The organism is Vibrio navarrensis (assembly GCF_000764325.1).
GTDB lineage: Bacteria > Pseudomonadota > Gammaproteobacteria > Enterobacterales > Vibrionaceae > Vibrio > Vibrio navarrensis.
The window spans coordinates 2,277,542-2,300,304 of the sequence record NZ_JMCG01000001.1 but is presented as its reverse complement, the minus strand read 5'-3'; the positions used below and the strand labels follow the sequence as shown (position 1 = coordinate 2,300,304).

Below are 22,763 nucleotides of genomic sequence, written 5' to 3'. Positions count from 1 at the left end.
TATTGTTGCAAATACTTTCGGGCGAACAACTGTAATCCAAAAAGGATAAAAGCATTAAATATCAACATATTAACAATAAAACATCATTTTATTTATTTTGCCGAGATAGAGCTAATACTCCATAAAATAGCCCTTTTCTCGCTCTCTTACCCTAAAGGTAGAGAAGTCGCCATTTGCACATATCTTCTTCCTCTATCCTTGCAAGATAAGCGCCAAATAGTCATTGATAGCAAGTGACACACCACTAAAAATCCAAATCACATATTGACTCATCTATCAATCAATATGTGATTTAGCGATGTTAAAATCAGATCCTAGTCAACAGTCTGCTTAAGCCCATTTGAACAAGAATCGAATATAAGAGAAACTGGTTTAATAAAAACAACTGATTAGTGATACCTTGATGATAAAGTTCGCGGACATTCGTATTCGTCCTAAGTTAATTGCCCTTTTAATCACGTTTGGCATTTTGCCTATGGCATGCGTAACGATTTTCAGTGGACGCATGGCAGGTGATGCGTTAATCGACAAATCGTTTGAAGAGCTACAGGCCATTCAATCGCTACGTTCTACCGCCATTGATACCTTTTTTAGCAAGCGATTGCTTGATATCAGTATGTTTGCTTCTACGTCGGAAATGCTCGATTTTGGCCAAAAACTCAGTGAGTCCATGACCACTGCATCGCAAAGTCAACTCGAAGAAACATTGCGCCACTTCGTCGAATCTTATGGCTATCGCGATCTTTTTATTCTTTCGCCGCAAAACGGGAAAATCCTCTACGCTTTGCGAGACAAGAGCCGTATCCGTACCATCAATCTCAGCTATGAGTCGAGCGATCCGGCCCTCGCCCGCCTTTGGGCCAAAGAGCTGAGCCACCCGCGTGCACTTTTTACCGACTTTGCCAAAAGCAAGGCCGCGGATAATCAGTACGTCGCTTACTTTTCTGCGCCGATTTTGGACCAAGAAGGCAAGTTGATTGCTATTGTCGCCGTGCAAGTGATGCCGGAATTGGTAACCGAAATCGTCAATTCCCGTGTCGGTATGGGAGAAACAGGCGAGTCCTATATTATTGGTCTTGAAAACGCGACGGATACATTCTCGCTGCGCTCAGATCTGGTTACGATGGGCAACGGCCTATATGTGGTTGGCTACACGCTCAACAGTGGTGAGCCCGATTACTGGCGCGATGCGCAATCGGCGGGCGAGCGCGGCGGGCAAGGCATTTATATCGATAGCCTTGGCCTTCCGGTTCTGGTTACCTTCGATAAGTTGAATATCCCTGGACACGACTGGTATTTGATCTCCAAAATCAACCAAGGCGAGGTCACCACTTCGGTTTATCACGTGTACCAGATCCTGCTGGCAGTCGGCTTGGCTTTGTTTGTTATCGTCTGCTTTATTGCTATCAAGTTTTCCTCGTCGGTTACTCAGCCGTTGCTCGAAAGCATGGGGTTTGCCCAGCGCATTGCCGAGGGCGACTTAGAGTCCGCGTTAACCATTGACCGCAAAGACGAGCTCGGCGAATTAAGCCGTTCACTCAACAATATGGCTTCGCAACTGCGCGACTTAGACTGGCTGAAATCTGGCAAAGAGATGTTGGACAATGAAATCCGTGGCGATATCAGCCTCGATCTGTTGTCAGACAAGTTTATTGCCTTTTTTACCAAACACATGAATGCCCAGTTGGGCGCGCTCTATCTGTTTGAAAACGACCGATTGGAGCTGCGCGCCTCCTATGCGTTTTCCGATCGCCATGGTAATTTCAACCAACTCAAACTCGGCGAAGGCATGGTCGGTCAAGCGGCACTCGAGCGCCAAGTGATCGCCTTTAACCATCTGCAACACAATGTGCCGAGCTACAATTTTGCCGCTGGGGAAACGATTCCAAGTCATTTTCTCGCCATCCCATTAGCGGTTGATGAACAGTTAATTGGCGTCGTGATGCTCGGTTCAAACCAAGCCTACAGCTCGATTCAACGCCGCTTTGTCGATGAGATCGTCAGCAATCTCGCCATTGTGTTTAACGCCACCAAAGCGCGTCTGGTGATTAACTCACTGCTACTGGAAACGCAGCAGCAGAAAGAGAGCCTAAGCAAAGCGAACGAAGAGTTAGAACAGCAAACTCAGGCGCTGCGTGCCTCGGAAGAGGAGTTGCAGGCGCAGCAGGAAGAGCTGCGCGTCACCAACGAAGAGCTGCAAGAGCAAACCAAAGTACTCAAAGAATCGGAAGCCGAGCTGCAAGCCCAGCAAGAAGAGCTACGCGTCACCAACGAAGAGTTGGAAGAGCGTACCAAAGCGCTTGAGCAGCAGCAAAACGAGATGAAAGAGAAAAATGAGGCGCTGCGAGAGGCGCAGCAAGTGGTGGAAGAAAAAGCCAAAGAGTTGGAAATCGCCAGCAAGTACAAGTCTGAGTTCTTGGCGAACATGTCGCACGAACTGCGCACACCGCTCAACAGTATTTTGATCCTCTCGCAGTTGTTCGCCAACAACAAAGACGGCAACTTAACCGACAAACAGATCGAATCAGCCAAGGCGATCAACTCATCGGGTTCAGATCTGCTCTCTTTGATCAACGAAATTCTCGATCTGTCCAAAGTCGAAGCTGGGAAAATCGACTTGCATATTGAAGATGTATCGCTTGCCAGCATAGAGCAGGATTTGTTGCGCCTGTACAAAGAGATCGCCGACGACAAAGGGCTCGATTTCCAAGTCATCTGTGCCGGCAACTTGCCCGCGAGCCTTGAGAGTGACTCGCAGCGACTGCAGCAAATTCTGCGCAATCTACTCACCAACGCATTCAAATTCACCCATGAAGGTGCCGTGACGCTGAACATGGCTCATCCGTCGCAAGAGCTGGCAAAGCTGCTCAACAAGCCGCGTGAAGAGTTGATCGCCTTTTCGGTTCGTGATGACGGCATCGGCATTAAGCAAGATCAGCAAGTGGCGATTTTCCAAGCCTTCCAGCAAGCCGATGGCAGCACCAGCCGCAAATATGGCGGCACAGGGCTCGGCTTGTCTATCTCCAAAGAGCTAGCTCATTTGCTCGGCGGTCGTATTCATCTTAAGAGTGAAGAAGGAAAAGGCAGCACGTTTACCGTGGTGTTCCCGCTGAAATACACTGAGAAAGCACGTAACGAGATGGAAAGCTTGCCGCAGATTAGCCTCGCGCCACTGGAAATCACCGAACGCGAAGCGCCAGCGGAAACGCAAGAACATGCGGTAGCCTCCACACCCGCGCCGCAAGCGCCTATTCGTGCCGAGAAAACAGAACCCGTTCTCAGCGCCAGTGACAGTTATGTGGAAGACGACCGACAATCAATTGTCGCCGAAGATCGCACCTTGTTGATCATTGAAGACGATCGCGCGTTTGCTGGTGTCATGCGTGATTTTGGCCGCGAGCGAGGTTTTAAATGCATTGTCGCTGAAACAGGTGAAAGCGGCTTGCACTTTGCTCAATACTACAACCCGAGCGCCATCATTTTGGACATTGGCTTGCCCGGCATCGACGGTTGGACGGTGATGGAGCGCCTTAAAGAGAACCCAGAAACGCGCCACATTCCAGTACATTTTATGTCGGCCAACGACGCCAATTTGGATGCGCTACGTATGGGCGCGATTGGCTACCTCACCAAACCGGTCGATATGAAAAAGCTTGAAAAAGCGTTTGGCAATATTGAAGAGATCATCTCCAAACCCGTGAAACGCCTGCTGGTGGTAGAAGACGATGCCATTCAACAAGAGAGCATTCGCCAGCTGATTGGCGAAGATGACGTGCATATTGTTACCGTACCAACGGGCGAGAAAGCCTTGAGCGAGTTGGAGTCAGCACGTTATGACTGCATGGTGCTGGATTTGGGCCTTGAGGATATGACCGGGTTTGAGCTACTGGAACGCATTCGCCGCAGCGAAACGGCAGCGCGCGTGCCCATCATTGTGTATACCGGACGGGAGTTGAGCAAAGAAGAAGAGAAAGAGTTAAACCGCTACGCCGAGAGCATCATCATCAAGGGGGTCAAATCTCCTGAGCGCTTGCTGGATGAATCCGCGCTCTTCCTTCACCGCGTGGAAGCCAACCTGCCGAGAGAACAGCAAGGTATGCTGCGCGCAGTGCACAATAAGGAATCGGTTCTGATCGGCAAAAAAGTTTTGCTGGTTGACGACGATATGCGTAATGTGTTCGCTCTCTCGAGCATTTTGGAAGACAAAGGCATGGATATTGTCATTGCCCGAGATGGTTTGGAGAGCCTAGATAAGTTAAAAGAAAACCCGGATATTGATGTCGTACTAATGGACATCATGATGCCAAGGATGGATGGTTACGAAGCCATGGAAGAGATTCGTAAACAAAAAGTTTACGAAAAGCTGCCAGTGATCGCGCTGACGGCAAAGGCGATGAAGGGCGATAGAAGTAAGTGTATTGAAGCGGGCGCGAGTGATTACCTCGCCAAGCCAGTCAATACCGATAAGTTATTGTCAATGTTGCGAGTATGGTTGTACTGAAATGGAAAGCGTGACTGATCTTTCAAACGAACAATTAGAAATTCAACTGCTGTTGGAAGCGATCTATCGCAAATATGGTTATGACTTTCGCGAATATTCGCTCGCTCATACCAAGCGACGACTCGAATATCGACGTGCGATTGAAGGCATGTCGAACTATTCGCAAATGCAGCACAAAGTGATCAACGACGCGCGTTTTTTTGATCAAATGCTGCTCGATCTCTCCATCAACGTCACGGAAATGTTCCGCGACCCTTGGTTCTACAAAAAGGTTCGTGAGCTGATTATTCCTCATTTGCAGACCTACCCATTTGTCAAAATTTGGCATGCGGGCTGCTCAGCGGGTCAAGAAGTCTACTCGATGGGCATCATGCTTGAAGAAGAAGGGATGAAAGATCGCGCGCAAATTTACGCGACCGATTTCAACGAAGCCATTTTGGAAAAGGCCAAAAAAGGCATCTATCCGATGGACTTGGTCCGCCAATACACTGCTAACTACCAAGCGGCGGGGGGCAGCGCATCTTTCTCTGATTACTACATTGCTGACTACGACAGCGTGATCATGAAACTCGCGCTGCGCGATAAAATGTTGTTCACCCCACACAACTTAGCCACCGACGGTGTGTTTGGTGAAATGAATGTCATTTTTTGTCGTAACGTATTGATTTATTTCAATAGAGAGCTGCAAAACCGCGTGTTTAAACTTTTCTACGACAGCTTAGTACCGGGCGGTTTTCTCTGCCTCGGCTCAAAAGAATCGCTGCGTTTTTCTGATATCGCGGACAAGTTTGATTTGGTCTCAGAAAAAGAAAAGATTTATCGCAAGAAACGGATTAGGTGATACATGAGTTGTCGTGGCCACACATACAGCGCAGTTGTAATTGGCGCATCCGCAGGCGGCCTTGCAGCCGTTGGGGCGGTACTACGTGAGTTGAAGGATTCATTTTGCTTACCAATTTTGCTGGTGCAGCACATTAGTCCCTCGCCGGAAAGTTACATGGCCACGCACTTTGACAGCAAAAGCCATTTGAGCGTGCAAGAAGCCGAAGACAAACTGCCCATCCGCCGCGGTAATATGTATATCGCTCCGCCCAACTACCACATGATGGTAGAAGTCGATGGCTGTATTGCACTTTCGGTCGATCCACCAGTGAATTATTCACGGCCATCGATTGATGTGTTGTTTGAAACCGCCGCCGATTATTATGGCCCATCGTTGGTTGGCGTGGTGTTGACGGGCGCAAATTCCGACGGCGCGCTTGGGCTGAAAAAAATCAAACAAATGGGCGGACTGGCAGTGGTTCAATCCGTCGAAAGTGCCGAGGCGCAGGCCATGCCAGCCGCCGCGATTGAAACGGCCAATGTCGATCATATCCTCCCTTTGGACGAAATTGGTCATTTCTTAAATTCTCTATGTGACTGTTAACCATGCAAGATAAAGCAACCATACTCATCGTTGATGACAAAATCGAAAACCTGCTCACGCTAGAAGGCCTACTGGACGCTTTTTCGGTAAACGTAGTCCGTGCCACTTCCGGCGAAGAGGCCCTTGCCCTAACGTTAGACTACGATTTCGCGCTGGTGCTACTAGACGTACAGATGCCAACCATGAATGGTTACGAAGTGGCAGAGTTAATGCGTGGTAACCGCAAGACCCGCCATATTCCGATTATTTTTGTCACTGCGGCCTCGAAATCCGAAGAGCACATCTTCCGTGGTTACGAACACGGGGCGGTAGACTATCTGTTTAAACCGTTGCATCCACTGGTGTTTCACAGCAAAGTGCGCGTTTTTATTGAACTGTTTGAACAGCGCCATGCCCTGAAAAAGAAGACCATGGAGTTTGACCAAAAGCTCTCTGAGCTAGAGGAGTTGCAGCAACAATTGGAAGAGACCAACGAACAACTGTTGCTGCTCTCGACCACCGACAGTCTCACTGGCCTGCACAATCGCCGCCGCTTTGAAGAGATCTACAGCGACGAATGGAATCGAGCTCTGCGGTCAAACACCTCAGTATCAATGATCATCTTCGACATCGATCACTTCAAAATGTACAACGACACTTTCGGCCACCAGCAAGGCGATGAATGCTTGCGTATGGTCGCAGAAGCGATTCGCAATATGAAGTTACGTTGTCTCGATAAGGTCGCGCGCATTGGCGGAGAAGAGTTTGCCGCGATTTTGCCTGAAACCGATCTTGAAGGTGCGAAACACGTGGCGGATCGCATTCGCACCACGATAGAAGCGCTGCGCATCAAACACAGTGAGAATGCCAGTTACCCTCATGTTACTGCCAGCCTCGGGATTTGCTCTATGGTGCCACAAGCCGACGGCAATATCCGCCTACTACTGAAAAAGGCAGACGAAGCGTTGTACAAAGCCAAACGCACTGGGCGTAACCGCATTGCCGAAGCTTGTCACACGGAACTCGTTTCGTAGCGCCTCGCCACCTGCTTGGTGCTTATCACACTTAACATTTAGGGGAACATTCGTTCCCTTTTTTGATCTTTGGTGAATACCTTTTACTCGCCTAACGCTCTTGCCTTCTGAACACGGCTTAAATTAAATTCTCACATAACGAGAAATAGTAAATTAAATTTCATTCCTTTTCTTAACCAATAAGAATTATAGTTGTGTTATGAATTTGTACACGTTAAAAATTGCATGAAAGAAAACAAGATGAACGCCAATCAGGTTAACGAAAAAAACGTTACAACTGCTGATGCAGGTTGCGGTGAACGACGAGCCGGTTTCAGCCAAAACTCTAAGTGAACAATTAAACGTTCCGCTCAGCAGCTTGTATCGCCATTTGAAATTACTCAAAGAGTGGAACCTGATTGAAGAAAGCGCCCATGAAAAAACGCTGATCGTTGGCCCCGCTGCACTGCTGTTGATGCGCAGCTATCAAACCAGCCAGCACAGTCTTGAATCGGTGGAAACGATATTAGCGCGTTTACAGCATCAGACTGGAGAGATCGCCGCTTACATGGTGCCTGTTGGGTATCGCGCTTTGTGCGTTCGTCAGAAAGAGAGTATGCAGGCGCTACGATGTAGCTACGTCCAGGGTCAAAGTCAACCACTACTTCGTGGCGCCTCATCCAAAGTGATGCTCGCTTTCATGCCGCAACAACGATGCGAACGGATTCTGCGCTATTTCGGCCAAGAACAGCGACTAGAGAAATGGCAGGAAGAACTCGACACCATTCGCCGTAACGGCTACGCAGTGAGCACGTCGGAGATTGATCCCGGGGTTTCTGGTATCAGTGCTCCGGTAATGAAAGGAAGTAAACTGATCGGTGCGGTCACGGTCATGGCTCCTGCTCACCGGGTGGATGCCGACAAGCAACGAATCATTTTACATGTTTTACAGGCAGCGAGAGCGCTCCCACCAGAAAGGTAATGCCGCCATGTTAAGCTTTTTCAAACGTCATCAAAAAGCCAGTGTGATTGAACATCATCACTCCCCTTTTACCTATCTCACCTTAAGTGAGTTCGTGAAACCTATGACAATCGTCGAGTTTGAAACAGCGCAACAGAGCCTTGAAAACGCCAGTGAATGGTTATATCAGCTCAACGAACGTAAAACGGGTAGTGACTGTGACAATTTTTCGCGCAAAGACGTGGAAAACGGCAACTATCAGGAAGCGTTAAGCCGCGCGCTTTCACGTCATGCGATTCCGATTGTTCTTACCAATTGTGCAGAAAGCGTACTCTCTTCAATGCCGGTGCTATTTAGCGGCGGTGAAGAAGTTGGGTTGGTCAATTTGAGCCACAGCATGGGGCTCAAAGCGACCTTGGACGTGAAACTCGGCACCGCTTTTCACTTTGCCCTCACTCGCTATCACAACACCCGGGCCTTTTTCGTTGGCGTGAACGAGAGCCATACCAGCAGCGCAGTTTGGGAACACGCCGAAGATCTCGGTTGCAATTGGCTGACAGAGAAAGAGTTCACGTTCCGTCATCGCAACGATTGCAAGGAGCACTTGGGCAGTTTTATCGATCACTGTGACCGACTGGTGATCTCGATTGATTTGGCGTCAATTGTTGCCAAAGCCAGCATTGAAGATTGCCAAGCACTCGACATGCAGATGGTGATGCGCACTTTACGCCAATGTTTACTCTCCGGCAAAACCACCTTTATCCAAATTGTGGGCGATCGCGATAAGCTCATCTACTCGCGCGAATGCAAAAACATGCTGGAAGAGTTAGATCAGCTCACCGATTTGCTCCACCACGCGGCATAAAAAAATCACCCGCTTGGGTGATTTTTTTATCGAGAATTAAATTAACCGCGACGCGCTTTCAAGCGTTTAACCATCGCTAAGCGACGTTCTGCCGCAGCCTGATCGGTCGGCTCGTTGGCGTTATTACGTCGACCTTGACGATTTTTAAACGACGGCTTGCTATTGAGTTTGTCAATGTACGCGGTACGGCTTTTCGGCTCATATCCGGCCAGTTCAATGCGGCGGATCTGCTGCTTAATTAAGTTTTCCACCTGAATCACCGTCAGCTCTTCTTCGCGATTGACGAAAGAGACCGCATGACCTTGTTTGCCCGCACGGCCGGTACGGCCAATACGGTGCACATAGTCTTCCGCCAAGAACGGCATGTCGTAGTTGACCACGTGTGGCAAATCTTCGATATCTAACCCACGCGCGGCGACATCGGTCGCGACCATCACGCGCACTTTGCCCGTTTTGAACTCTTCAAGCGCGCGACGACGTGCACTTTGCGCTTTGTCGCCGTGGCAAACCGTGGCTTTGATGCCGTCCAGCTTGAGCTCTTGCACAATCTCGTTGGCGGTCTCTTTGTAGTTAACAAACACCAGCACCTGCTGCCAGTTTTTACGGCCAATCAGTTCCGACAACAACTCTGTTTTGCGCTCTTGATCAACCGGATACAGCACGTGTGCAATCGTATGTGCGGTGGTATTTTCACGCTCAACGGCGATGCGCTTTGGCTTGCGTAGAATGTCTTTCGACAGCTCGTTAAGCTGGCTTGAGGTCGTGGCAGAAAACATCATGATCTGCGGATTGGTGTCCACATCGAGAAGAATCTTACGTACCGCACTGATAAAGCCCATATCCAAAATGCGGTCCGCTTCATCAAACACCAGAAATTCGATATTGGCGACCGTCACATTGCCGGCTTCGATGTGCTCTTCCAAACGTCCTGGCGTCGCCACTAAAATATCGACGCCATTTTCTAAAGCACGTTCTTGACTCGACATTTTACGACCACCAAAGACCGCTGCCACCGTGAGGTTGGTGTATTTGGTGTAGGCTTTGATGTTGTCGGCAATCTGCTCGGCCAGTTCACGCGTCGGCGCAAAAATCAGCGCTCTGGCTGATTTACGCGATGCCGTTTTACCGCTGTCGAGCAATTGCTGGATCAAAGGCAGAGAAAAAGCGGCGGTTTTGCCAGTTCCAGTTTGCGCAGTGGCAAAAATATCATGGCCACGGCGGGCAACAGGAATGGCTTTTTGCTGAATTGGGGTTAGCTTTTCATAGCCACACTCTTCGAGCGCTTTCACGACTTCGGGAGCAAAACCTTGAGATGCAAATGACATGGAGCGTTTCCTTAAACAGACAAAAAGTTAATCGCGTAAACAAATGGCCGAGCATTCTACCTGAAAGCGAGTGATATATCTCACGATATTCGACAATTCAATGAAAAAACTTCAGTGTCAACTCTGCTTACTCGGCGTGGGCGCCGCATAAACGTAGCAAAATCGCCTCAAGTTCGTCCCAAGGCATCCGTTGTGAGTCAATCACCTCGATACGCGATTCAAATCCTTCCAACGACATCTGGTTGACCGACAGCACGCCATTGGCGCGATTAAAGGCGTAACAGCCTTGATCGGTGTTGATAACCGCTTTAACACGCTCTGCGGTTAAGTCAGTCAACATGGAAAAAAGTTGGTCAAAATTAAAACGATACTCCGCGCCAATCAGCCAGCCGCAGCTGAAGTAGCCTTGCCCTTGATTCTCTTTACGAGCATACGCCTGCCCCGGCTGCAACTGGAACTGCGGCTCCATATCGGCATGATGGTGATGATGCGCTTCAATATGCGTTGATGCGCTGCCATGCACGCGCTCAATGTCGAGCACTTCCAGCGGCAACTGTCCATCGTGAATTAACTTGCTAAACACTTTGGCTGGCGTTTGATCGGTCAGCCAATCATTAAATACGTCAATATCGTGGGCATGGCACAAATCCACCTTGCTACCAATCACCACATCGGCGCAGGCAAGCTGATCATTAAAGTTCTGATTACTAGTGTATTTTTCATCGCTGAGATTGCGAGGATCCACCAACGCAATCGTCGCTTTAAGATCAACATATTCTTGATACTGCGCCGAGGTGAGCGTTGCAATCACTTGTTTTGGATGGCCCAGTCCGGTCGGTTCAATCAACAGGCGATCGGGATTCTGCCTTAACAACGCGGTGATCCCAACACTCATCGGCACCCCAGCGGTACAACACATGCATCCACCGGGGACCTCTTTAATCACAGCGCCGCTTTCTGTCATCATCGCGCCATCAATGCCGATTTCACCGAACTCATTCACCAACACCGCCCACTTTTCATTGGCCGGTTTATTTTCGAGCAGATTGAGAATCGTGGTCGTTTTGCCGACACCGAGAAAGCCAGTAATGATGTTAGTTGGAACCCGCTTGGCCATAGTCTTCTCCAGAAAATACAAGGTTTAGGCGGCTATTTTACTTTTCATCCAAGAAGTTGCACCTCTTTTCCTCGCATTTCACTTCTCAACCGATGGCAAAAACCACTACAATCGCCCGCTTTGAGTCCCCCCTTTATCGGAGCGAAAGTGAAACTGAGTCAACGTATGCAAACTCTGCAATCCATGGTGAGCGACGAGTATGACCATATTTGGGATTGTTGCTGCGATCACGGCTATCTGGGGCTTGCGTTGCTGCAACAGACTCAAAATGCAAAGGTGCATTTTGTCGACATCGTGCCGCAGCTAACGGAAAAAGTGAGGCAAACGCTGGAAGCAAACCACACGGCTCAGCGTCATCGCTGGCATGTCGAGTGCGTTGACGTTGCGCAGTTGCCTTTGGAAGGTTTTTCAGGCCGACATTTGGTGATCATTGCCGGTGTTGGTGGCGACTTAACACTGGCACTGGTTGAGCAAATTTGTCAGCGGCACCCGCAAGCCGAGTTGGAGTTTCTGCTCTGCCCTGTGCATCATCTGTACATGTTGCGCCAAGCCCTGCGTCGCCTTAAGTTTGGCCTGATTGACGAAAAGCTCATTGAAGAGAATCGCCGCTTTTACGAAGTGTTGCACCTATCTCGCCAGCAAGATACGCATCGAGAGCTTTCTGTCGTTGGAGATTCAATGTGGTCCTGCGCGCCGCTGGATATCGCCAAACGCTATCAGGCAACGACCATTGCCCATTATCAACGCTTGCAGCGCGGCCATGGTGAGGCCATGTCGGCGATTATTGAAAACTATCAAAACGTAATTCTTTGACGCGTCATTGACCTCTCCAGCGAATTGCACCATAAGTGGCTCAAAAACTCACATCCCCCTTAATTAACACTGGTTTTTCCAGCTCAAATAAGGGGGGAAAAGAGGTCAAATCACTGATTCACCAACCTGACTAATCTGTAAAATTCGGATAGTCGGTGTAACTCTTCTGATTACCACCAAACAGCGTCGCACCATCGAGTTCGGCCAGTGGATGCCCGTTCTCTAAACGGCTAACCAGATCTGGGTTAGCGACAAAAGGACGACCAAACGCGACCAGATCGGCGTAACCTTTTTCCAGCACCTCCTGCGCACGCGCTGGAGAGTAACGTCCAGCAACGATAATGGTATTACGGAAAGACTCGCGCAGTGCGATACGAAACGCTTCAGGGATAGTCGGCGCATCGTCCCAGTCGGCTTCCGACAGATGCAAATAAGCGATATCGCGTGCTTGTAGTTGCTGCGAGGCTTGCAAAATGGTCGGCACAATATAAGGGCAGTTCATGTCTTTGAAAGTGATAAATGGCGCTAAACGTACACCGACTTTATCGGCGCCAATCGCTTCGATCACCGCATCAACAACCTCAAGTAAAAAGCGCATCCGATTATCACGGCTGCCACCATAGCGATCGGTGCGTTTATTCGAGTTAGTGCGTAAAAATTGGTCAATCAAATAACCATTGCCACCATGGATTTCTACCCCGTCAAATCCCGCTTCGATAGCCCGCTTTGCCGCGAAAGCAAAATCATTTACCACACGATCAATATCGGCTTGAGTCATCGCACGCGGCTCAACGCAGTCCACCATCTGCCCGTTGCCGTTTTCATCAGCAATCCATACTTTGGTTTCCACTGACGCCAAAGCAGACGGCGCAATGGGCAAGTCACCTTTTTGAAACACAGGATGAGAGACACGGCCGACATGCCAGAGCTGACAAAACATCAGCGCTCCTTTGGCATGCACCGCGGAAGTCACTTGCTGCCAGCCTTGCACTTGCGCATCGGTATACACGCCCGGCGTAAAAGAATAGCCTTGCGAGTCGTCTGAAATTTGCGTCGCTTCGGAAATGATCAGCCCCGCACTGGCACGTTGCTGATAGTACTGGGCCATCATGGCGTTTGCGATATTGCCGGGTTGAGTGCTGCGCGCACGCGTCATCGGTGCCATAACCACTCGATTGGCTAGCGCGTGGCCTTTCATTTCTGTCGGTTGAAACAGTTTGCTCATTACTCTCTCCTTATTTCAGCAGTGACACGCTGGTTTCTTCACTGGCAAACTGCATCCACGCCAGTACCGAGTTTTCCCATTGGATCTGCGGCGCGCTGAAAAAGCCGCGCAAAATCGAGAAAATCACCGCCTGATCCACTACCGTCAGCGGCTGTTTCAACAATTCGCTGGCATTTTGGATCACCACCTCCACCTGCTTGGCAATCTCGGCAGTATCGGCCAGCAAGGCTGCAAAATTCAGCGCTTCGGTCTCCTTTTTTGCTCGCCAAGCACGTTTGGCCGAGTCGGTGCGAAACTCGCGCAGATCCATTGCTGACCAGCGCGGATAGCCGATTTTTTGCAGCGGTAAAAAGGCGCTGCTTTGCCATTCTAAAACCGCATTCGCTGGTTGGTTCGTTTCTGCTGAACCAGCCAAATTGAGCAGATATTGAATAATGTCTAAACTCTCTGCGATGGCGACCCCATTGTCTTTAACCAGCACAGGCACTTGTTTGCTGCCCACCAATTCGGTTGTGGTTTCATCGTCATCATAATCGATGGTTTCGACTTCAAGCTTAAGGCCGAGCATGCCTGCAACAAAGCGGACGCGGGCACTAAATGGGCAATGTTCATAGATGTATAATTTCATGTTTCTTTCCTAACTCTTTTGGGGCGATTCACGCACAGAGCCACTGGCCTAGCGTTTGGTCCAATGATGTCGATGCGCCATAGTTGAGCCAGTATATTCATTCGAAATAATTTGATAATTTACCGTTTATTAAATTCATTATTTAGAATTTTCAAACAATCAGGGGATACCATTGGATAAATTTGCCGACATGACGATGTTTGCCAGCATAGTCAAAAACCAAGGGCTTGCCGCCGCAGGCAGAGAACTCGGGCTCTCCCCCGCCACTGTGACTGCGCGCTTACAAGCGCTGGAAGAGCGTTATGGCGTGAAGCTGCTCAATCGCAGTACCCGCCATCTCTCGCTCACCGACTCTGGCGCGACGTATTACCAAGCATGTTTAGAGATCCTTGAGGCGGTCAAAGCGACAGAAGACCTGCTGCAAACTGGCAGTAAAGAGGTGCGTGGCACGTTGAAAGTCGCCGCGCCGAAAGACATTGGCAAGCAGTACATCTACCCGATTTTATCGGCCTTTTGCCAGCGCTATCCTCAAGTCGTGCCCTATCTCTATCTCAATGATAACTTGGTGAATATTGCCGAATCAGGTATCGATGTGGTGGTAAGGTATGGCTCACTGGCCGATAGCAATTTGATCTCCCGCCGCTTAGCGGCCAGTCAGCGCGTACTGTGCGCCTCACCGGAGTACTTAGCCAAAAAAGGGACGCCGAAAACGCCACACGATCTCGCTCATCATGATTGCTTGGCGATGCTACGCAGTAATGAGGAGCTAAAAACTTGGCACTTTCAAGCAAGCGAACAGCGCGATGCCATTACCATAGTGCCAAAGCGATTTTCTGACGATGGGGAAGTGATTCGGCTCTGGGCACTGGATGGCGCAGGTATTGCGCTCAAATCGATTTTGGATGTGCAGGAAGATATTCAGCAAAAGCGCCTTGTCACCGTATTGGATGGCTACATGAAAAACTTCAACACGTCTGCAGCCAGTTTGAACGCCGATCTCAACGTGATTTATATGAGCCGCCAGTACCAACCCAAGCGCATTCGCTTGTTTCTCGATTTTCTCTTTGAGCACTTTGCACAGCAGATACCGCCCAACCCAGAGTGAAACTACTGTGAGCGAGCGGCATGGTGGGTTTGCTTTGCCAGCAAGCGATAATGGTCCTTTAGATGGTAGCAGCCATAGCACGGTGCAATGGCATCTTTGCCCATCGCGGCAAGAAAAAACTCGAACGGGCCAGCCCATTTTTCGGGCAGATGTTGCGCAATCACCAAACTCGTGCGGCGCATCCAATCAGGCAAATGAGTCAGCTTGGCTTCGCGCTCTAAGGCGTCAAAAGCCAGTTGCGCAATCTGCTTGGCGCTCAGCACATCAGGGCCACCGACATCTAGCTCTTGCTCAGTGCGCGATATGGCCTCTAGGCAAAAGCGCGCCAGATCCGCTCCATGGATCGGGTTGAGTTTCAACTCACCCTGACCAAAAAGATAGGCGCGTCCGTTTTTTGCCATATGGTAAATCTCCTCCAGATCAGAAAAAAATCCGTTGGGACGAATCACGCAAGGCGTAACGGTGGTCGAACTTAGAAGCAGTCGAGCAAAACGCTCTTTGGCATTGAGCAAGCGCACCTTGGGAAACTGCGCGGCATTAAATGCCGAGATATAGATGAACTTTTTCACGCCAGCGCGCTCAGCTTCCAGCAGCAAGTTGAGATTCGCGCCGTAATCGACGTCTGCATAACTCAGCCCATCACGCTGACGGGTGATACCCAAACAAGAAATCACCACCTCCACGCCATCGCAGATACCTTGCAATTGCTGCGCGTCGGTTACCTGCGCTTGGACAATCTGCGCGTCGTCCACCCCCAACTGCTGCAATTTGCTTCGACTCCTAGCCAGCGCTTTGAAATCCATCTGTTGTTCAAGCAGTTGCTTTACGATGTGTGAACCTAAATAGCCCGTTGAACCAGCAACGAGAATACGTGGGGAATTGTTCATTCATTTTCTCCTGACGAAAGTTCTTCCTCTGGGCGGTATGGCACCTCTTTTAATATATGGCTGACCAGCAATTTGAGGTAAAACCTTAGAAAACCATTATATAACCAAGTTGGTTAGCAACATCTTAAGACAAGATTAGTAAACTTGAGGGCACTGCTATCGTGCTCGGTTATCACGCTTCAACGGCTTTACCACCGAGTCTAGCCCTTCGATTTTTAACGCCAAGCAAAGCTGTAACAGTTGGCCTAGTTCCCCGTCTGGAAATCCTTTGTTCGCAAACCACAGCAAATAAGCTTCTGGTAGATCGATCAGCATTCGCCCGGCATATTTGCCATAGGGCATCGGCATACGTGCCAATTTTAGTAGGTTCTCTTTTTCCAGCATCGCGTTTTTATCCTGTCTTTGCCAAACAACAAAGACTATCATTGTGCCCCTTTGTAACCAAGGTGAAAACAGAAGATGAAATCAGCGTGTATCGGCGCATGCAAAAATAATGGTGGGATTTGCCAAGGCTGCCATCGCACCATGGCGGAGATTGTCAATTGGGCATCCAGCAGCGATCAGCAAAGAGAGCACGTTTTGTTACAACTTGCAGGCCAAGAGGCCACCCATCAATGCTCAAGTTGCCGCCAACCAAGCCATTGTGACATCAGCGCGGGCAAATCGACCTGTTGGTGTTTCGATTTAGAAGAAAGAGAGATCGCCACAGAGTTACAAGGCAAGAGCTGTTTGTGTCGCCGCTGCCTTGAAAAAACACCGCTCGTCTAAAGCCAGAGAGCGGTGTTTGATGTTGGATGAGCGAAGGTGATCAATCAGTTGCTTGTGGCAGGTTGCACCATGGTTGCGATATCGGAAGACCAAATTTGAATCGCTGACTGGTTGAGATCCGCTTCGCTCATGTGGGCAACGTGAAATTCAAACAGACGTAGCTCATCCGAAGGCTGGAGATAAACCTGTTTACGATGCACCGCAAGCGCGATCTCATCCGCTTGCTCGCTGATATCCTGCTGCAAGTTTGCTTTTAAACGCTGATGCATTTGCTGCACTTGGTCACTGAATTCCTGCGCACTGATGGTGCCATTTTTCGTGTAATCAATCACTTTCGCGATGATATCTTTGGCTTGCATCCAATCCGGTTGCTGAGCAAACTCAATTAACGCTTTAGTTGATAAACGCCCCGCCGCTTTTTCTTCCTCGACTGACACCGCAACCTTTTCTTGCTCGGCATCGGTCACGAGCGCATTTTCAATCCGTTTGGCCAGTACCTGATTTGCCAATTGGCGCGACAGCGATTCCTTACGGCTCATTTTGCTGTCTTCATCCAAATCAAACAGTGCGTCGGTCGATGTACGCGTTGCAACCAAAATGCGCGGAGTTTGCTCCACACTCTCTGGCTGCTCGGCGGCAAGCTGCGTGGCCAAAGGCTGAGATTTCTTCACCAGCTTGACGTCGGCAAAAACTCCATTAATGGCATCTTCGGCGTCACGCGTTGTAAAATCGCCAACCAGAATCAGCGTAACCTCTTCCTGATCACCAGTGATTAGGGTTTGATTACTGCCCGCTTGTTCTAGTACTTCACGCAGCGCGTCCGCCAGCGGTTGCTCACTCAATAGCGCTTGCTTACGGTACAAACGTTGCGCGCGGCGCTCTTTTCCCATCTCAAGGCGAATAGCAACCGCATCTTTATTGCGACGTGACGGCATCAGTACGTAACGAATATGGTTTTCCAGCGTACCGATTTTCATCTGTCTTGGCAGGCTGAGGTCGGTGGTTGGCATCCAGTTCTGCTCTGGCGTCAGCGAGAGTGTTTCAATCGCTGCGTGGGCAGCAGGAAGAGCACAAGTCATCGACAATAAGCCAAACAAAACCGATGACTTCACTTTTTTAATAAACGGATTAGATACTGCGAATAGCACGAAAAACCTCAATCAAGGCAAATATACCAAACAAGCAAACTTGTTATATCTTTTGATCAAGACGTCTGAAAATGGCTTCCTTGTTCGCACCTGTGCAAGTGGCCTTAGGGTAGGCATGGGAGTCAAAGTGGAACTGATTTTTGCGACATCTTATAAAAATCAGCCGGGATTATAGTGCATTTTTTCAGCACCACAATCGCTAATAAAATAAAGTCTCGAAATTAAGACACGAGATCGCCCAACTTACTGTTCAGAAGCTGAAATACCCCTGTCTTGCTCGTTATCTGGTGTCTGCGCCAAGATCAGCTGACACAGCCATACACAAGCAGCACAGTAAAAATGGGCTGAAATCGCATGACAGAGATGCTTAGGTTGCTTGCTCATCTGCTGTGCTAAATGCTGCAATTGCTGAGCACTCTGTTCAACAATCGCTTGATCCTTTGGGCTGTTCAACGAAATGGGATGGTTTTGCGTGACCTCAGTAAAAAGCTGCGTTGCGGCAAGGATTTTCTGCCTTTGCGCTAAATTGGGCTGCATGAGTTCACCAAGCTGCGCGGCGTACTCTGCGCGGATCTCACCCCTTGGTTTGACCTGATTAAGCGTCGCCAGCAGATTACGCACTGTAAAACGAAAGTCGGCTGGCAGCAGCAGATCATAAAGATAGGGCCGAAGCCAAAACCACAATTGCAGCGCAACCAGCACGACAAACATCGCGAGCAAAATCAGCAGTACGGTTTCAATCACAAAGGTATTCATGGTTAGCCATTTTTAAATAGCATCACTTCCGTACGCAATTGGTCTGGAGCGACTTCACTTGGATTATCGAGATACTTTTCAATGCCCAGCGGACGAGATTTGACTTTAAATTTCTTGGCACGCGTTAGTGATGCAGCAAAGGCCCAAGCGTTGCCAAGAAATTGATATTCGCCTTGGTGTTCCACCGCAAAAATGACGCCTGCGGGAATCGTACCGGCGACAAACTTCTCCGCTACAGGCATTGGTTCAGAAACGGGCAAACAGGTAATGAAATCGAAACGCCGCTTACGCATTGACATGGATTGGTAGAGCGTAAACTGCTCGCCACATGCTTTGATATTGTGTAGCGCCGCGTAATCATTGAGGTTATCCGTATGGCGCTGTGCCAGCGTGGCAATTTCGTCCAACGTTGCCGAACCCCAAACGCCAATATAGTGGGTTTCGGGCAGAATTCGTTCGCCCAGCTCTCGAACTTTACTGTCAACATGTCCGGTTTCTAGCGCACTTTTTAGCATGCGCAAGCCTCGGTCATAGTCCATACGCAGCATGTTACGAATAAAGCTTTTGAGAAAAAACAGATACCACGGCAGGTGGCCGCGATACTGCCATTCCACTTTACAACCTGAGCCCGAGGGCGTGACATTAAAACGCACTTCAGCATGGCTTTTAAAAGGTTTGAGAAAGTGGAGACGGTACACCAATTGGTTGTCGTAAAGATGCGCCAGCTCCATTCGCCCTTGACCAATACGTTTACCTTTCCAAGTGTAGTAAGCACCCGGTTGCTGCTGAAAAGTGCTGAACACCACTTCGCTGTTTGGCTCCAATATCAGCCACGGTGACCATTTCGTCCATGTAGTAAAATCGCTGATGTAGTCGATGGTTTTCTCGACACTTTTTTCGACGTGGATACTGCGGCTAACGCGACATTCAGGCATTTTATCTCTCCAATGAAACGGTACCAAACCCGTACGATGTGCTCAGACAACTCAATGAGATAACGATTGTACGCCTTCGTAGCAAACTCGCCAACTGCGCCGCCAAGGCTTCAGAGGCGATCCTTTACACTATTTACTCAGCAGCCTGTTAGGCAAAGCGCTCGCTGGTTAAGCAAAACACACCTGCGCCCAGCGCGCGAGGCCCGCCGTGACTGAGCCGAAATAGTTGCCGCTGACCAAAGGAATATTCGGCAGCTCACTTTCGATTGCCTCTCGCAGCACTGGAGAGCGTGCAGAGCCGCCCGTCATAAAGATAACGTCTGGTTGTTTGCCACCTTGCGCGACCGCCTCACGCACCAACTCAACCATTTTGAGTTTCGGTACTTCAATCGCGGCGATCATCTCTTGATGCTCAATCTCCACTTCAAGCGTTTCCGATAGCAGATTGAGCGACAGGCGACATCTGTCTTGTTCCGACAACACAATTTTCGCCTCTTCGGCGCGACGCGTTATTTGATAACCCAGCGTTTCATGGTAAACCTGCAGCAGTCTCGCCAGCTTTTCTGGCTCTTGTGCTTCTTTATGTAATGTTTTTAACGCAGCTAAGTTCTGTCGCGAGTAAAACTCGTTTTGCGCTTGCACATTGTTAATCGCGATCGGATTCCAGAACTGCGTTCTCGGCATATCAATGCCACTGAGCGCTTTACTGCCAAAGCCGAATGGCGTCATCAACTGACGAAATGCCAGATGAATATCGAGATCGTTTCCGCCCACTCGCTGCCCGGTGTGGGCAAGCAAACTGGCGCTACGATCTTTCTGGCCCCGCCATGTCGGCCCCATTTCAAGCAATGAGCAGTCGGTGGTCCCGCCGCCGATGTCCACCACCAACACCGTTTGATTTTGCGTCAAAGTCGCTTCGTATTCCAACCCGGCGGCAACAGGCTCGAACTGGAATTCTATCTGTTTAAACCCAGCCCGCAGCGCAGCGCGGCGCAAGATGTTTTCTGCCTGACGATTCGCCACTTCACCGCCACGGCCATGAAAGTTAACCGGACGGCCAATGACTGCACTTTCAATCGCCGTTTGCGTACTTTTCTCGCCATTTTGGCGAATATTGGCCATCATGGCGCACACCAAATCTTCGAAAAAACTCAATTGGATATCATGCAAACCGGAAGCACCCAAAAACGATTTCGGTGACTTTACGTAATAGAGATCACGCGGATCGGCCAAATAGCGATCCAGCGCTGCTTGACCAAAGGAGACATCTTGCGCATGAAGCTCGATACTCTCTTCGCGGTTTTCCTTGATTGAACGACGCAGCAGTTGTTCGCCGATGGCATCAAACGGTTTAATGTTGCGATGGCGAAATAGATGCTCGGATACCGATTCTCTACTGGGTGCCGATAGCGTTGACGGGATGTAGTAGCTTTGTCCTTCAAGCGGGAGCAGTTGTGGCTCGCCCTCTTGCATCACTGCAATCGAGCAATTTGCCGTACCATAATCAAAGCCAATAAACATAGTGCCTCCCGTCGCTGATAAAAAAGGTCGGCAATGCTAACTCAGGGAAGCAGAAATAGCCAGTCGCGTTAATCGAAGCGAGATTATTGGCGTGAGAAACGTGATGTCGGCAAACAAAGCACCAAAGCAAAGAGTAAAATAAACCCAGGCATCAATAACATTCCGTAACTGATAGAATAATAGTGATTCAGCAAGTAAAACAGAATCACCGTCAACGCATAATTCACTAAAGCCAAGAAACAGAAAGTAACCAAGGTAAATTTGAGCTTGCTAAATGAGAGACGCTTTATTAATAGTGAAGAAAGATAATAAGCTGCCAATAATGACACTTTCCAAAATGGCTGCATTAATAACAAGGAAAATAGCGCGGAAATAATGATAATCTGATTCACCTCATACAAGTTGATGTCTTGCGAGAAGAGATAAATAATGGGTAAACCATTTTCCCATGAAACCGACCACGAAATGCTGTTGTGCCAACTGATAAACAGCGCAAAACAGCTCACCGCATAAAAAGTTTTCTGTTCGAGAAAAGGTTGCAATACCTGCGCATAATAGGCGCGCCACGCTTTATTAGCGCTTTTTTTCCAAGGCTTAGTGAGAAGAAAGCGTGGGCCTTTAAAGTCAAACGGATGATTATCAGGGATTTGACTAGGCAACAAGAATAAGAACGTCAGCAAATAAGCGATCGCCAACAATGCCACTTCAAAGATCGTTGCCAAACTCATTCCACCCACTCCGCATGCGACGGCGCTTGCAAGCCCCAACGTTTCATTTCACTCTCACTAAAAAGAGCTCTACCCTGATTGCCGATTTGGATAGGGATAGTATTGGCGGGTATGCCGGATAGAATCTGATTGATGATTTGTCCTACCTGCTTGCCTTGCACATCGCCAAATAGAACCACACCACCCGACGTTTTACCTTTGCCGACAGAAAAATCCCAAAAGCCAAATAAGGGTACGCGGGTGTGTTGATTGGTCCAGGCCAGTACCTCTTCGGATGGCGTGTTTCTGCCAGTTGTCGCATCGGTGATGGTTTGATACAAACCGACAATAATGGCATCTACCCCCTCGCTTTGCGCAGATCCCACTGTCCTCTGCCAATCTTGAAAATCGCTAATCAGATGAATTTTCACATCGACCGCTAAACTTTTTTTCATTAATTGATACTGGCTGTCGATATAACTTGCAGCGATTTCAGAGGTCACACCGGAGTCAAATAATATCCACACTTTCAGATCGCGCTTACCAATAATTCGCTTAATCTCACCAATATTTTTGACAAACAATGGCAGCTCAAGCAAACCGGTCACTTCAGCCTTACCATGGTAAGTCGCAAGTAATTTCCGCGGATTGATATTAATACCAAGAAAGATGAGCGAAATAGGTTCATTGTAGAGTTTTGGCAGCATATAACTTAATGCGTTGTCGTCAGCCAACACGACGATCTTGGGCTGCAATTGTTGATATGTGGCAAACGCTTTCTCCGCCATCAACGGATATTGCTCTCTCGGCAAACGTTTAGTGTCCATTTCAAACGTGACGATCTCTGCTTTATCCGCTACTTCACTGCGTAGCCCCTGTAAATAGCTTTTATCCCACTCATATTGGTTGTGATAACTTTCAATTACCAACACATCTGCTGCTCGCAGTGAAATTGAAAACAGCATAATGAGTAGTAACGAAATCGTTTTCATAGTGCTCGCCTTAAATGGTCTTTTCCATTGCAGTGTAGTTGAAAATATCAATAACGAGGAATTCTGCTGGCCAGACAACATTAGCCTCGCG

At 49.0% G+C, this 22,763-nt stretch carries 20 protein-coding genes and 1 pseudogene; 9 read left to right on the top strand and 12 right to left on the bottom strand.

The genetic code is table 11. The features are described from left to right. Positions 1 to 403: 403 nt before the first annotated feature. From EA26_RS10240 to EA26_RS10215, 6 genes and pseudogenes are all read left to right on the top strand, one after another. Positions 404 to 4,501, top strand: coding sequence for a response regulator (locus tag EA26_RS10240; protein WP_039427269.1), 4,098 nt, complete (start codon positions 404 to 406; stop codon positions 4,499 to 4,501). A gap of 1 nt (position 4,502) precedes the next feature. Then, positions 4,503 to 5,342, top strand: a complete 840-nt coding sequence (locus EA26_RS10235) for a CheR family methyltransferase (protein WP_039427268.1) — start codon at positions 4,503 to 4,505, stop codon at positions 5,340 to 5,342. 3 nt (positions 5,343 to 5,345) lie between these two features. Next, positions 5,346 to 5,927, top strand: coding sequence for a chemotaxis protein CheB (locus tag EA26_RS10230; protein WP_039427266.1), 582 nt, complete (start codon positions 5,346 to 5,348; stop codon positions 5,925 to 5,927). A 2-nt stretch (positions 5,928 to 5,929) separates the two neighbouring features. Continuing rightward, entirely contained in the window at positions 5,930 to 6,940 is a 1,011-nt protein-coding gene (locus EA26_RS10225) for a GGDEF domain-containing response regulator (RefSeq protein WP_039427264.1), read from the top strand. Between the two features lie 225 nt (positions 6,941 to 7,165). After that, positions 7,166 to 7,901, top strand: a pseudogene (locus EA26_RS10220) (IclR family transcriptional regulator). A gap of 7 nt (positions 7,902 to 7,908) precedes the next feature. After that, the gene (locus tag EA26_RS10215) at positions 7,909 to 8,745 is read left to right on the top strand and encodes an arginase (RefSeq protein WP_039427263.1); all 837 of its coding nucleotides are present in this window, start codon (positions 7,909 to 7,911) and stop codon (positions 8,743 to 8,745) included. A gap of 41 nt (positions 8,746 to 8,786) precedes the next feature. On the opposite strand, the gene EA26_RS10210 is transcribed toward EA26_RS10215, so the two are convergent. Both EA26_RS10210 and EA26_RS10205 read right to left on the bottom strand, forming a co-directional pair. Beyond that, positions 8,787 to 10,070 (bottom strand): DEAD/DEAH box helicase, encoded by a 1,284-nt coding sequence (locus EA26_RS10210; protein ID WP_039427261.1) that lies wholly within the window; start codon positions 10,068 to 10,070, stop codon positions 8,787 to 8,789. 127 nt (positions 10,071 to 10,197) lie between these two features. After that, positions 10,198 to 11,187: a CobW family GTP-binding protein gene (locus EA26_RS10205; protein WP_039427260.1), complete on the bottom strand. Its 990-nt coding sequence runs from the start codon at positions 11,185 to 11,187 to the stop codon at positions 10,198 to 10,200. 147 nt (positions 11,188 to 11,334) lie between these two features. Between EA26_RS10205 and EA26_RS10200 the strand changes: the two genes are divergently transcribed. Then, positions 11,335 to 12,000 (top strand): tRNA (adenine(22)-N(1))-methyltransferase, encoded by a 666-nt coding sequence (locus EA26_RS10200; protein WP_039427259.1) that lies wholly within the window; start codon positions 11,335 to 11,337, stop codon positions 11,998 to 12,000. A gap of 130 nt (positions 12,001 to 12,130) precedes the next feature. Here the strand turns inward: EA26_RS10200 and EA26_RS10195 are convergent, their stop codons facing one another. Both EA26_RS10195 and grxB read right to left on the bottom strand, forming a co-directional pair. Continuing rightward, on the bottom strand, positions 12,131 to 13,225 hold the full coding sequence (locus tag EA26_RS10195) for an alkene reductase (RefSeq protein WP_039427258.1): 1,095 nt from the start codon (positions 13,223 to 13,225) through the stop codon (positions 12,131 to 12,133). A 10-nt stretch (positions 13,226 to 13,235) separates the two neighbouring features. Continuing rightward, positions 13,236 to 13,853 (bottom strand): glutaredoxin 2, encoded by a 618-nt coding sequence (gene grxB, locus EA26_RS10190; protein ID WP_039427256.1) that lies wholly within the window; start codon positions 13,851 to 13,853, stop codon positions 13,236 to 13,238. Between the two features lie 172 nt (positions 13,854 to 14,025). Between grxB and EA26_RS10185 the strand changes: the two genes are divergently transcribed. Further along, a complete protein-coding gene (locus EA26_RS10185) occupies positions 14,026 to 14,958 on the top strand; it encodes a LysR family transcriptional regulator (RefSeq protein ID WP_039427255.1) in 933 nt (310 codons plus the stop codon). A gap of 2 nt (positions 14,959 to 14,960) precedes the next feature. On the opposite strand, the gene EA26_RS10180 is transcribed toward EA26_RS10185, so the two are convergent. Further along, on the bottom strand, positions 14,961 to 15,845 hold the full coding sequence (locus tag EA26_RS10180; protein ID WP_039427253.1) for an SDR family oxidoreductase: 885 nt from the start codon (positions 15,843 to 15,845) through the stop codon (positions 14,961 to 14,963). A gap of 156 nt (positions 15,846 to 16,001) precedes the next feature. After that, on the bottom strand, positions 16,002 to 16,229 hold the full coding sequence (locus EA26_RS10175; RefSeq protein ID WP_039428984.1) for a DUF3820 family protein: 228 nt from the start codon (positions 16,227 to 16,229) through the stop codon (positions 16,002 to 16,004). A gap of 75 nt (positions 16,230 to 16,304) precedes the next feature. Between EA26_RS10175 and EA26_RS10170 the strand changes: the two genes are divergently transcribed. Continuing rightward, positions 16,305 to 16,613: a cysteine-rich CWC family protein gene (locus EA26_RS10170; protein WP_039427252.1), complete on the top strand. Its 309-nt coding sequence runs from the start codon at positions 16,305 to 16,307 to the stop codon at positions 16,611 to 16,613. A 44-nt stretch (positions 16,614 to 16,657) separates the two neighbouring features. Here EA26_RS10170 and EA26_RS10165 read toward each other — a convergent pair whose 3' ends face one another. The 6 genes from EA26_RS10165 to EA26_RS10140 all read right to left on the bottom strand — a co-directional run bounded on the left by EA26_RS10165 (position 16,658) and on the right by EA26_RS10140 (position 22,672). Next, the gene (locus tag EA26_RS10165; protein WP_052079708.1) at positions 16,658 to 17,761 is read right to left on the bottom strand and encodes an insulinase family protein; all 1,104 of its coding nucleotides are present in this window, start codon (positions 17,759 to 17,761) and stop codon (positions 16,658 to 16,660) included. A 243-nt stretch (positions 17,762 to 18,004) separates the two neighbouring features. Then, positions 18,005 to 18,517 carry a hypothetical protein gene (locus EA26_RS10160; protein ID WP_039427250.1) on the bottom strand — a complete coding sequence of 171 codons (513 nt, stop codon included), beginning with the start codon at positions 18,515 to 18,517 and terminating at the stop codon, positions 18,005 to 18,007. A gap of 2 nt (positions 18,518 to 18,519) precedes the next feature. Then, positions 18,520 to 19,452 (bottom strand): SRPBCC family protein, encoded by a 933-nt coding sequence (locus EA26_RS10155; protein ID WP_039427249.1) that lies wholly within the window; start codon positions 19,450 to 19,452, stop codon positions 18,520 to 18,522. A gap of 168 nt (positions 19,453 to 19,620) precedes the next feature. Further along, positions 19,621 to 20,973 (bottom strand): molecular chaperone, encoded by a 1,353-nt coding sequence (gene yegD, locus EA26_RS10150; protein ID WP_039427248.1) that lies wholly within the window; start codon positions 20,971 to 20,973, stop codon positions 19,621 to 19,623. An 83-nt stretch (positions 20,974 to 21,056) separates the two neighbouring features. Next, a complete protein-coding gene (locus tag EA26_RS10145) occupies positions 21,057 to 21,701 on the bottom strand; it encodes a hypothetical protein (RefSeq protein WP_039427246.1) in 645 nt (214 codons plus the stop codon). Then, positions 21,698 to 22,672: an ABC transporter substrate-binding protein gene (locus tag EA26_RS10140; RefSeq protein ID WP_039427245.1), complete on the bottom strand. Its 975-nt coding sequence runs from the start codon at positions 22,670 to 22,672 to the stop codon at positions 21,698 to 21,700. The genes EA26_RS10145 and EA26_RS10140 overlap by 4 nt, the downstream gene beginning before the upstream one ends. Between the last annotated feature and the right edge of the window lie 91 nt (positions 22,673 to 22,763).